This window comes from Klebsiella sp. RC2, from assembly GCF_014192815.1.
Taxonomy (GTDB): domain Bacteria; phylum Pseudomonadota; class Gammaproteobacteria; order Enterobacterales; family Enterobacteriaceae; genus Klebsiella; species Klebsiella variicola.
In genome coordinates this window covers 84,539-95,779 of the sequence record NZ_JACHYL010000011.1, presented here as the reverse complement: position 1 = coordinate 95,779, position 11,241 = coordinate 84,539, and the positions used below count along the sequence as shown (strand labels likewise).

The following is an 11,241-nucleotide window of genomic DNA, read 5'->3' as shown; positions in this document are numbered from 1 at the left end:
CCCCATGCCGAACTCAGAAGTGAAACGCCGTAGCGCCGATGGTAGTGTGGGGTCTCCCCATGTGAGAGTAGGGAACTGCCAGGCATCAAACAAGTAAAAAGCCCATCCTGCCGGATGGGCTTTTTGCGTTTCAGTGGTCCGGCAACCGTGCCGGTATGTCTCCCCGGTGGCGCTGCGCTTACCGGGGCTACGGATTCGCACCCGCCCTGCACGACCTGTAGCCCGGACAAGGTGCGCTGCACCGCCTCCGGGGAGGCCCCTGTCTGCCGATGCCATTCATTAACGTCTGTGTTAAGAAGCAACCCTACCGATAAACTGCTAATGCCTCTCTAACCAATTCGCAATAAATGTCGCGATCTGTTGAATATCATTTAAATCCAACTGCGGAAGCGAGGTCGCGATGGGCATATCGCTGGCCACGGCGATGGTATGTTCATCAATTATCAGCTCTTCTACACGATGGCCGCTGTTTTGCCGAAAAAGTAGGATCTTCGGCACGGGTTCATGCTTGAACCCCTCCACTAAAACCAGGTCCAGTTTGCTGGCATCCATTCGACTGACAAGCCACGTGAGATCTAATTCCGGCGTCTCTGGCGTCTCCGTCATCAACGCCCAGCGCTGTTCGCTGGCGACAATAGTCTGCGCAGCGCCCGCCTTACGTAATTCATAGCTATCTTTGCCGGGTTTATCGACGTCCATATCATGATGGGTATGTTTTATCAGCCCGGGACGCAGACCTCTGACGCAAAGCTCAGGGATAAGACGCTTTAATAATGTTGTTTTTCCGGTACCGCTCCATGCGGCGATCGCCAGTAATGGGGTCATGATGGCTCCTGCATCTGCTGCAAATCTTCAAGCGTATTTACATTGATGAACGCTGATTTCACATCGCTGAAATTCACCGGGCGCCCACCCACTTGTCGCATAAAGACCATCACCCTGCGCTCTCCATGAGCCAGATAAGCCTCCAGTTCCGGAATGATTTGACGATGAACTAATGCAACGGCGGGATGATCCCGTTCGCCGTCATGGGCCCAAACGACCGGTGCGGCCCCTCTCTGCTGGATAAAGCGCTCCACTAAAAAGGACGGAATGAACGGCGTGTCGCAGGGGCAAAAAACAAACCATGGGCTCGCGACCTGCTGCATCACAGCAAGCATTCCGGCCAGCGGCCCCTGATAACCCTCCTGTATGTCTCGAAAGACCGGATATCCGCTGGCACGCCACTGTTCAAGATGACGATTGGCGCTAATGACTAACTCATCTACCTGCGGGGCTAATGTCTCCGCGACGTGACGCCAGAGAGGGCGACCATTTAGCGCCTGTAATCCTTTATCAATGCCGCCCATTCGCGTGGCTTTGCCGCCTGCCAGCACGACGCCGGTTATCGCCTCGCTTTGCATCTGAATATCGCCTCTTTCATTGTGGGATTGACCCTGTTAACTTGTCCCTATCAAGAGTAAGGAGCATGACCATGAAATGTAAACGTCTGAATGAAGTAATTGAACTCCTCCAGCCTGCCTGGCAGAAAGAGCCTGAACTGAATCTGATGCAATTTTTGCAGAAACTGGCGAAAGAGGCTGGCTATGATGGCGAACTGAGCGATCTTTCCGACGATATTCTGATCTATCACCTGAAGATGCGTGACTCTTCTAAAGATGCTGTCATTCCCGGTATTCAGAAGGATTATGAAGAGGACTTTAAAACCGCGCTGCTGCGCGCCCGCGGGGTAATAAAAGAGTAAAAGGTTGTAAGCGCTGCCGCGTAAAGTGCAATGAGATGATATCCTGAACTATTCGTACGATTATCGGAAGTCAGGATGCACGATAAGGCTTTTACTTTTCAGACGCTTCGCCCGGATACCATTATCGATGGGTTATTCGATCTGGGTATGCGGGTGGACTCCGGTCTCACCCCGCTAAACAGCTATGAGAACCGCGTTTATCAGTTCCAGGACGAAGAGCGCCATCGCTATGTGGTAAAGTTCTATCGTCCTGAGCGCTGGTCCGCAGAACAGATCCTTGAAGAACACCAGTTTGCACTTCAGCTTGTAGAAGATGAAGTGCCCGTTGCTGCGCCGCTCTTCTTTAACGACAGCACGCTTCATCAGCATCAGGGATTCTACTTTGCCGTTTTCCCAAGCCTTGGCGGTCGTCAGTTCGAAGCGGATAACCTTGATCAGATGGAATGGGTTGGCCGCTATCTGGGGCGCCTGCACCAGACGGGCCGCAAACAGCGCTTTACTGCCCGCCCGGAAATTGGCGTCCAGGAGTACCTGCTGGAACCGCGCCAGGTGTTTGAACAGGCGACGCTGATCCCCTCTGGCCTGAAGGCCGATTTCCTGAAGGCGACCGATAAACTCATTGCTGCCGTCATGGAGCAATGGCACGGCCGCGGGAACACGTTACGCCTGCACGGTGACTGCCATGCGGGTAATATCCTCTGGCGCGACGGGCCACTGTTTGTCGACTTAGACGATGCGCGAACCGGCCCGGCGATTCAGGATCTGTGGATGCTGCTCAACGGTGATAAGGCTGAACAGCGTATGCAGCTGGAGACCATTGTCGAGGCCTATGAGGAATTCAGCCCCTTTAACAGCGATGAAATCGCGCTAATTGAACCTTTACGCGCTATGCGACTGGTTTATTATCTGGCGTGGTTGCTCAGACGCTGGGACGATCCCGCTTTCCCGGTCAATTTCCCCTGGTTAACCGGGGAGGATTACTGGCGGGGGCAGACGTCGACTTTTCTTGAGCAGGTGAAGGTTCTACAGGAACCCCCTCTTCAGTTAACGCCAATGTATTAATGTGATATATCCAGGAGAGAGTAAATCATGAAAAAAGTTTGGCTGGCGCTGGCTGGTATGATTCTGGCTTTTAGTGCATCCGCTGCCCAGATCACCGATGGCAAGCAGTACATCACCCTTGATAAGCCGATTGCTGGCGAGCCGCAGGTGCTCGAGTTCTTCTCATTCTACTGCCCGCACTGCTACCAGTTTGAAGAAGTGCTGCATGTTTCTGACAATGTGCGTCAGAAACTGCCGGAAGGCACCAAAATGACCAAATACCACGTTGAGTTCCTGGGCCCTCTGGGCAAGGATCTGACGCAGGCGTGGGCGGTGGCCATCGCGCTGGGTGTTGAAGATAAAATTACTGCGCCGATGTTCGAAGCCGTGCAGAAAACCCAGACCGTGCAGAGCGTGGCTGACATTCGTAAAGTGTTTGTCGACGCTGGCGTGAAAGGGGAAGACTACGATGCCGCATGGAATAGCTTCGTGGTGAAATCTCTGGTCGCTCAGCAAGAGAAAGCGGCAGCCGATCTGCAGCTGCAGGGGGTACCGGCTATGTATGTTAATGGTAAATACCAGCTGAACCCGCAGGGGATGGACACCAGCAATATGGATGTCTTCGTTGCTCAGTATGCGGATACCGTGAAGCAACTGGTAGAGAAGAAATAAAAAAAACGCCGGTCACTGACCGGCGTTACCTTAGCTGTTCTGGCAGTGACTATCTTTCTTTGTCCCGCATGATGTCAGTCAACTGACGGTCTTTCTCTTCCCATAGCCCATTGAGCCAGCGCTGGAAGCCGCGCTTAAAGTTCTTATCGTTAACGTAATCGCCGTGCAGCTCTTCACCAATAGGAACCAGATTGATACGTACTACAATGCGCGTCAGGCGGCCGCTTAACATATCGTAAAACGGCTTTGTATTATTCTCCGGGTAGCACAGCGTGACATTCAGTAGTTTATCGAACTGCGAACCGAGCACGTTTAACGCCATGGCGATACCTGCCGCTTTAGGCGGTAGCAGGTTATCGTAAGGCGAGCGCGTCTCGTGCTTTTTGGCTTCGGTAAAACGCGAGCCTTCCACAAAATTGACGATAGTCGTCGGATGCGCGCGAAATTTTTCACATGAACGGCGGGTGGTTTCGACATCTTTACCGCGGCGTTCCGGGTGTCTAATAAGGTAACTGCGTGAATAGCGGCGCATAAAGGGCATATCCAACGCCCAGCAGGCGAGGCCGATGAAGGGTACCCACGCCAGCTGTTGTTTAAGGAAGTACTTATTCATCGGAATATGCTTGCGGAACAGCACGCACAGCACCACGATATCTGCCCAGCTATGGTGGTTACTGATCAGCAGATACCAGTTCTTTTTATTTAAGCCTTCCAGACCCTCGACGTCCCATTTAAGCCAGGGATTGAGATGCAACAGCAGCGCCAGCCCTTCGCACCAGCAATACATCATAAAATTGCAAAAAACAGATATAGAGCGCCATACCGCTGGAATGGGGACCAGCAGTTTAATCAGCCCGGCGACGATGATCGGTACAGAGCAGATAATGGTGACTAAGATGGTTAAGGCGATACTCAGCGGAAGTGTTATCGCAGCGAGTAATCTCGACATAGTTAGTTTATTCAGAAAGTTAGGCTGACAAAGAGCGCCTTTAAGCTGCGCAAGGGGCTGATTTTACCAGAAAACGCGGCAAATGACGGGTCTTACGAGAACAGAAAAAAACAAGGATCTTCTATCCACATGGAACATTGGGTCATCAAATTGATGCCAGGATCGTCGATCTGTTTTTAATTAACTGATATATAAAGAGTAATAGTATTTGTTCATTTATTTTCAGGGGCGGTAAAGCTGACGCTGTAAAACTATACACAAAGTTATCCACAAGCAAAGTTCTTATGCGATCGCGACGATCGTTGAATCTTTTCCGCGAAATGCGGGAAAAATTCAGGATTTCATGCCCGTCTGTGGCATCCTTTACCCATAATCTGATAAACAGGCACGGAAATTATGGTTCAGATCCCAGAAAACCCTCTCATCCTCGTTGACGGCTCATCCTATCTTTATCGGGCGTATCATGCGTTTCCGCCGCTGACTAACAGCGCAGGGGAGCCGACCGGGGCTATGTACGGCGTACTGAATATGCTGCGCAGTTTGATCCTGCAGTATCAACCGACTCACGCCGTCGTGGTCTTTGATGCGAAAGGGAAAACCTTCCGTGATGAATTGTTCGAACATTACAAGTCCCACCGCCCGCCGATGCCGGACGATCTGCGCGCGCAGATTGAGCCGTTGCATAAGATGGTGAAAGCGATGGGGCTGCCGCTAATGGCAGTTCCGGGTGTTGAAGCCGACGATGTGATTGGCACCCTGGCGCGGGAAGCGGAAAGGGCGGGTCGTCCGGTGCTGATCAGCACCGGTGATAAAGACATGGCTCAGCTGGTGACGCCGGGGATCACCCTAATCAATACCATGACTAACACCATCCTTGGACCGGATGAGGTGGTCTCCAAGTATGGCGTCCCACCGGAGCTGATTATCGATTTCCTGGCACTGATGGGCGACTCTTCGGATAACATTCCTGGCGTGCCGGGCGTGGGCGAGAAGACCGCCCAGGCGCTGCTGCAAGGCCTTGGCGGCCTTGATACGCTGTATGCGGAACCGGAGAAAATTGCTGCACTGAGCTTCCGCGGCGCGAAAACGATGGCGGCGAAGCTGGAGCAGAACAAGGACGTGGCTTATCTCTCTTATCAGCTGGCGACCATTAAAACCGACGTCGAGCTGGAGCTCACGTGCGAAGAGCTGGAGGTGCAGCCTCCGGCGGCTGACGATCTGCTGGCGCTGTTCAGGCAGTATGAGTTTAAGCGCTGGACAACCGACGTCGAGGCCGGGAAATGGCTGCAAGCGAAGGGCGGCAAACCGGCCGCTAAACCTGCAGAGCCTGCGGCAGCGGCACAGGCAGAAGCAGAGGATGAACCGGCCTCCGCCCTTTCAGCAGAGCACTACGTCACTATCCTTGATGAGGCCACGCTGGTCACCTGGATCGATAAGCTGAAGCAAGCGCCGCTCTTTGCCTTTGATACGGAAACCGACAGCCTGGATAATATCTCTGCCAATATGGTCGGTCTTTCATTCGCGGTTGAGCCTGGCGTGGCCGCCTATGTCCCTGTGGCGCATGATTATCTTGATGCACCGGATCAGATCCCCCGCGAGCGCGTACTGGCGTTGCTTAAACCGCTGCTGGAGGATGAGAAGCTGCTCAAGGTCGGGCAAAATCTCAAATACGATCGCGGTATTTTGGCCAACTATGACATTGAGCTGCGCGGGATTGCATTCGATACCATGCTGGAATCCTACATTCTCGACAGCGTGGCGGGCCGCCACGATATGGACAGTCTTTCCGACCGCTGGCTGAAGCATAAAACCATTACCTTTGAAGAGATCGCTGGTAAAGGTAAGAACCAGCTCACCTTTAACCAGATTGCACTGGAGGAGGCTGGCCGCTACGCGGCGGAAGATGCCGACGTCACGCTCCAGCTGCATCTGAAGATGTGGCCGAAGCTGCAGCAGCATGAAGGTCCGCTGAATATCTTTAAGCATATCGAAATGCCGCTGGTGCCGGTGCTGTCTCGGGTTGAGCGCAATGGTGTGAAAATCGACCCTGCCGTGCTGCATGCGCATTCCCAGGAGATCGCCCAGCGTCTGGTTGAGCTGGAGCAGCGCGCACATGAGATTGCCGGGGAAGCGTTTAATCTCTCCTCCACTAAACAGCTGCAAACGATCCTGTTTGAGAAACAGGGTATCAAGCCGCTGAAGAAAACGCCGGGTGGCGCGCCATCCACGTCTGAAGAGGTCCTGGAGGAGCTGGCGCTGGATTATCCGTTGCCAAAAGTGATTCTGGAGTATCGCGGGCTGGCGAAACTGAAGTCGACCTATACCGATAAACTGCCGCTGATGATTAACCCTAAAACGGGGCGCGTGCATACCTCCTATCATCAGGCGGTCACTGCCACTGGCCGTTTGTCGTCTACCGATCCAAACCTGCAAAATATTCCAGTGCGTAACGAAGAAGGACGGCGCATTCGCCAGGCGTTTATCGCGCCGGAAGATTACGTCATTGTCTCAGCGGACTACTCGCAAATCGAACTGCGTATTATGGCGCACCTGTCGCGGGATAAAGGCCTGCTGACCGCCTTCGCTGAAGGGAAAGATATTCACCGGGCGACGGCGGCTGAAGTGTTTGGCTTACCACTGGACAGCGTCAGCAGCGAACAGCGCCGCAGTGCGAAAGCCATCAACTTCGGTCTGATCTACGGCATGAGCGCCTTCGGCCTGGCCCGCCAGCTGAACATCCCGCGTAAAGAAGCACAGAAGTATATGGATCTTTATTTCGAGCGTTACCCGGGCGTCCTGGAGTATATGGAGCGCACCCGCGCTCAGGCGAAAGAGCAAGGGTATGTTGAAACGCTGGATGGCCGTCGACTCTATCTGCCGGATATTAAATCCAGCAATGGTGCCCGTCGCGCCGGCGCGGAACGTGCGGCGATCAACGCCCCGATGCAGGGGACAGCGGCAGACATTATCAAGCGGGCGATGATTGCTGTTGATGAATGGCTGCGGAAGGAGCAACCTCGCGTGCGGATGATCATGCAGGTTCACGATGAACTGGTCTTTGAAGTGCATAAAGATGAGCTCGATGCCGTGTCGAAAAAAATCCATGAACTGATGGAGAACAGCACTACGCTGGCGGTGCCGCTGCTGGTGGAAGTCGGTAGTGGCGAAAACTGGGATCAAGCGCACTAAGTATACAAAGCGCAAAGCGATTTTCTGTAAGTAAGCAACATAACTTATAGCGTTTTGTGAGGATCATTTGAATTTGCTATGTAAATAGTGAAAAAAAACTACAAAAAATGCTTTATCCGTGAGCGAAAGAAGAGTAGAGTTAATCGCGTAGGGTACAGAGGTAAGATGTTCTATCTTTCAGACCTTTTACTTCACGTAATCGGATTTGGCTGAATATTTTAGCCGCCCCGGTCATTTATGACCGGGGCGTTTTTTATTGCGCGAAAGAAAAGTTTGATGCAGTTAAAAGCGCGTAATATGAACGTCCGGATAGGGCGCTACGCGCCGTTATCCGGAAAAAGCGGGGGTTACTCGGCGTCTTCAACGGCTTCTTGCGGCGGGATTTCGTTAAACCAGCTATCCAGCTTCTGTCGTAGCTTATCCACGCCGGATTTTTTCAGCGAAGAGAAAGGTTCAACCTGAATATCGCCATTGAAGGCCAGTACCGCTTCACGCACCATATTCACTTGCGCTTTACGCGCGCCGCTGGCGAGCTTATCGGCTTTGGTCAACAGCACCAGCACCTGAATATCGCTTTCTACCGCCCACTCGATCATTTGCTGATCGAGATCTTTAAGCGGGTGGCGAATATCCATTAGCACCACCAGGCCCTTCAGGCACAGACGTTTTTCCAGGTACTCTCCCAGCGCGCGCTGCCACTTGATCTTCATCTCTTCAGGTACTTGCGCATAACCATAGCCGGGCAGGTCAACCAGGCGTTTGCCCTCGGCGACTTCGAACAGGTTAATCAGCTGCGTACGTCCAGGAGTCTTGGAGGTACGCGCCAGGCTCTTCTGGTTGGTCAGCGTATTTAGCGCGCTGGATTTTCCCGCGTTGGAGCGGCCGGCGAACGCCACTTCAATGCCGGTATCGGCAGGAAGATGGCGGATATCTGGCGCGCTAGTGACAAAGTGCGTCAGTTGATAATTCCAGTTGGTCAAGACGGTCGTCTCCGTTAAAACAGGCTATGGCAGGGATTATACCTGAACAGCAGAAAAAGGCTGTTTTTACCGCACGCCGTTCCTGTAAGTAAAAACCATATGGTTTGTGAGACATTGACTATTCTTCGTATAGGACATACCTGAGAAAAATAAGACGATACAGATGTAATTAACTGAAAAAAAACAAGTTATAAAAATAGAGAAATCTGAAAATGTTTTTTTAACGGCCTGGCTGGTTGTCGATTTTTGTCAACAGGGTAAAGTAATACACAACGGCGGGGATGCTGAAAGGATTAAGACTCAGGACGAGGGGTCAGGAAGCGCCAGGAGGCGAAGACCACAGGATAGTCAGGATGACGCGCGTCTTGGAGACGTTTCAAAGGGAAAAGGAAGAAACAGGGACCGTTGGACGCTAAGGGAAAGACAGGGTAAGTCGTTAGCGAACAGGGAAAGAAGAAGCCCGTTAAGGGTGGTCAGTGAGGAAAAAGGCGACAGAGTAATCTGTCGCCTTTTTTCTTTGCTTGCTTTCTGCTAGATTCCGCCTCAATTCTATACTGAATAATACTGTCTGAAGATTACACACCATGAAAAAACCGACATCCGCCACCCGTGGCAAATCCGGCCGCAAGTCGCGTGAAGAGTTAAATCAGGAAGCTCGCGATCGCAAACGGCAGAAGAAACATCGTGGCCACGCGGCAGGCAGTCGCGCGAACGGCGGCGATGCGGCTTCAGCGGGCAAAAAACAAAGCCAGACGCAAGACCCGCGCGTCGGCAGTAAAAAACCGATCCCGCTGGGCGTGAGCGAAAGCAGCACCCCAGCCCCCAAGCAGCATAAACCAAAGAGCGAGAAACCTATGCTTTCACCGCAGGCTGAGCTGGAGTTGCTGGAGAATGATGAGCGCCTGGACGCGCTGCTGGAACGTCTGGAAGAGGGCGGCACCCTGAATGCTGAAGAGCAGAGCTGGGTGGACGCCAAACTGGATCGCATTGATGAGCTGATGCAGCAGCTCGGCCTCTCTTACGATGACGAAGATGAAGAAGAGGAAGAGCGTCAGGAAGATATGATGCGTCTGCTGAAGGGTGGAAACTAACATTTGCATCCCATCGGATTCCCGGTACTGCTTATAACCCTTCTGGTTATATGTTATCTGCTGTGGTTATTCGTTAAACTACGACGGTTGTCGCGGCGTCAGAAATGGCTGCGCAACCGGCTCATGACCCGCGGTGCGGTGGGGCCGGGACGGCGTACCCGTCGGCGGCACCATCGGAAGGAGTGAGCATGTCTGAGCAGATAATCGACTGGGATCTGGCCCTGATCCAGAAATATAACTATTCCGGGCCGCGCTATACCTCGTATCCCACCGCGCTGGAGTTTTCACCGCAATTTGGCGCGGCGGAATTCGATGCCGCTGTGGCCCGTTACCCACAGCGTCCCCTGTCGCTGTACGTGCATATCCCGTTTTGCCATAAGCTGTGTTATTTCTGCGGCTGCAATAAGATAGTCACCCGCCAGCAGCATAAGGCCGATCAATATCTCGATGTCCTTGAACAGGAGATCATCCACCGCGCGCCGCAGTTTGCCAGTCGCCAGGTTAAGCAACTGCACTGGGGTGGCGGCACGCCAACCTATCTCAATAAGGCGCAAATCAGTCGCCTGATGAATCTGTTGCGCAGCCACTTCCATTTCAGCGCGGAAGCCGAGATCTCCATTGAGGTCGATCCACGTGAGATCGAGCTGGATGTCCTCGATCATTTACGCACCGAGGGGTTCAACCGCCTGAGTATGGGCGTGCAGGACTTCAATAAAGAGGTTCAGCGCCTGGTTAACCGTGAGCAGGACGAAGCGTTCATCTTTGATTTGCTCCACCATGCGCGGGAGATTGGTTTTACCTCGACCAATATCGACCTCATCTACGGCCTGCCGAAGCAAACGCCGGAGAGCTTCGCCTTTACCCTGCAAAAGGTCGCCGAGCTCAATCCTGACCGCCTGAGCGTGTTTAACTATGCGCATCTGCCCACGCTCTTTGCCGCACAGCGCAAAATTAAAGATGCCGATCTCCCCTCCGCTGAACAGAAGCTGGAGATCCTCCAGGAGACCATCGGCTCGCTGACGGCGGCAGGCTATCAGTTTATCGGCATGGACCACTTTGCTCGCCCAGACGATGAATTAGCGGTCGCGCAACGTCATGGCATACTGCACCGCAATTTCCAGGGTTACACCACCCAGGGGGATACCGATCTGCTGGGGATGGGCGTGTCCGCGATCAGCATGATTGGCGACAGCTACGCCCAGAACCAAAAAGAGCTGAAGCTGTACTACCAGCAGGTGGCAGAGCAAGGGGACGCTCTATGGCGCGGGATCGCGTTAACCCGCGATGACTGTTTACGTCGCGACGTGATTAAGGCGTTGATCTGTAATTTCCGTCTGGATATTGAGGCTGTAGAGGCGCAGTGGGATGTGGATTTTCAGTCTTATTTTGCCGAAGACCTGAAGCTGCTGGCGCCGCTGGCGCATGACGGGCTGGTGGCTGTGGATGATAAGGCCATTCAGGTGACGGCGAAAGGCCGACTGCTGATCCGCAATATCTGCATGTGCTTTGATGCCTATCTACGGCAAAAAGCTCGGATGCAACAGTTCTCCCGGGTCATTTAATGTTTTCCCCTCT

At 53.1% G+C, this 11,241-nt stretch carries 10 protein-coding genes; 6 read left to right on the top strand and 4 right to left on the bottom strand.

Translation table 11 applies throughout. From position 1 onward, the window contains the following. Positions 1–318 precede the first annotated feature (318 nt). Entirely contained in the window at positions 319–825 is a 507-nt protein-coding gene (mobB, locus tag FHW76_RS25235) for a molybdopterin-guanine dinucleotide biosynthesis protein MobB (RefSeq protein ID WP_008807921.1), read from the bottom strand. Further along, positions 822–1,403 carry a molybdenum cofactor guanylyltransferase MobA gene (gene mobA / locus FHW76_RS25230; RefSeq protein WP_008807920.1) on the bottom strand — a complete coding sequence of 194 codons (582 nt, stop codon included), beginning with the start codon at positions 1,401–1,403 and terminating at the stop codon, positions 822–824. Before mobA ends, mobB begins: the two co-directional genes overlap by 4 nt. A 71-nt stretch (positions 1,404–1,474) precedes the next feature. Here mobA and FHW76_RS25225 point away from each other — a divergent pair, with 71 nt between their 5' ends. The 3 genes from FHW76_RS25225 (at position 1,475) to dsbA (ending at position 3,457) form a co-directional block, all read left to right on the top strand. Further along, complete coding sequence (locus tag FHW76_RS25225) at positions 1,475–1,744, top strand: YihD family protein (protein ID WP_002882612.1); 270 nt, start codon at positions 1,475–1,477, stop codon at positions 1,742–1,744. Positions 1,745–1,819: 75 nt separating this feature from the next. After that, positions 1,820–2,806 (top strand): serine/threonine protein kinase, encoded by a 987-nt coding sequence (locus FHW76_RS25220; protein WP_008807918.1) that lies wholly within the window; start codon positions 1,820–1,822, stop codon positions 2,804–2,806. A 27-nt stretch (positions 2,807–2,833) separates the two neighbouring features. Continuing rightward, positions 2,834–3,457, top strand: a complete 624-nt coding sequence (gene dsbA, locus FHW76_RS25215) for a thiol:disulfide interchange protein DsbA (protein WP_008807917.1) — start codon at positions 2,834–2,836, stop codon at positions 3,455–3,457. A gap of 49 nt (positions 3,458–3,506) precedes the next feature. On the opposite strand, the gene FHW76_RS25210 is transcribed toward dsbA, so the two are convergent. Then, positions 3,507–4,406, bottom strand: a complete 900-nt coding sequence (locus FHW76_RS25210; protein ID WP_008807916.1) for an acyltransferase — start codon at positions 4,404–4,406, stop codon at positions 3,507–3,509. Between the two features lie 396 nt (positions 4,407–4,802). Between FHW76_RS25210 and polA the strand changes: the two genes are divergently transcribed. After that, on the top strand, positions 4,803–7,595 hold the full coding sequence (polA, locus tag FHW76_RS25205) for a DNA polymerase I (protein ID WP_012543290.1): 2,793 nt from the start codon (positions 4,803–4,805) through the stop codon (positions 7,593–7,595). A gap of 347 nt (positions 7,596–7,942) precedes the next feature. On the opposite strand, the gene yihA is transcribed toward polA, so the two are convergent. After that, positions 7,943–8,575: a ribosome biogenesis GTP-binding protein YihA/YsxC gene (gene yihA, locus FHW76_RS25200; protein WP_008807914.1), complete on the bottom strand. Its 633-nt coding sequence runs from the start codon at positions 8,573–8,575 to the stop codon at positions 7,943–7,945. A gap of 584 nt (positions 8,576–9,159) precedes the next feature. On the opposite strand from yihA, the gene yihI reads away from it, so the two are divergent. After that, complete coding sequence (gene yihI, locus FHW76_RS25195) at positions 9,160–9,666, top strand: Der GTPase-activating protein YihI (protein ID WP_008807913.1); 507 nt, start codon at positions 9,160–9,162, stop codon at positions 9,664–9,666. A gap of 188 nt (positions 9,667–9,854) precedes the next feature. Then, the gene (gene hemN / locus FHW76_RS25190; protein WP_072123610.1) at positions 9,855–11,228 is read left to right on the top strand and encodes an oxygen-independent coproporphyrinogen III oxidase; all 1,374 of its coding nucleotides are present in this window, start codon (positions 9,855–9,857) and stop codon (positions 11,226–11,228) included. The last annotated feature ends 13 nt before the right edge of the window (positions 11,229–11,241 follow it).

Excerpts from the sequence above, each read along its gene's own strand:
- dsbA (WP_008807917.1), top strand. The coding sequence starts at position 2,834 with ATGAAAAAAGTTTGGCTGGCGCTGGCTGGTATGATTCTGGCTTTTAGT.
- hemN (WP_072123610.1), top strand. The coding sequence starts at position 9,855 with ATGTCTGAGCAGATAATCGACTGGGATCTGGCCCTGATCCAGAAATAT.
- mobA (WP_008807920.1), bottom strand. The coding sequence starts at position 1,403 with ATGCAAAGCGAGGCGATAACCGGCGTCGTGCTGGCAGGCGGCAAAGCC.
- FHW76_RS25220 (WP_008807918.1), top strand. The coding sequence starts at position 1,820 with ATGCACGATAAGGCTTTTACTTTTCAGACGCTTCGCCCGGATACCATT.
- mobB (WP_008807921.1), bottom strand. The coding sequence starts at position 825 with ATGACCCCATTACTGGCGATCGCCGCATGGAGCGGTACCGGAAAAACA.
- FHW76_RS25210 (WP_008807916.1), bottom strand. The coding sequence starts at position 4,406 with ATGTCGAGATTACTCGCTGCGATAACACTTCCGCTGAGTATCGCCTTA.
- polA (WP_012543290.1), top strand. The coding sequence starts at position 4,803 with ATGGTTCAGATCCCAGAAAACCCTCTCATCCTCGTTGACGGCTCATCC.
- yihI (WP_008807913.1), top strand. The coding sequence starts at position 9,160 with ATGAAAAAACCGACATCCGCCACCCGTGGCAAATCCGGCCGCAAGTCG.
- FHW76_RS25225 (WP_002882612.1), top strand. The coding sequence starts at position 1,475 with ATGAAATGTAAACGTCTGAATGAAGTAATTGAACTCCTCCAGCCTGCC.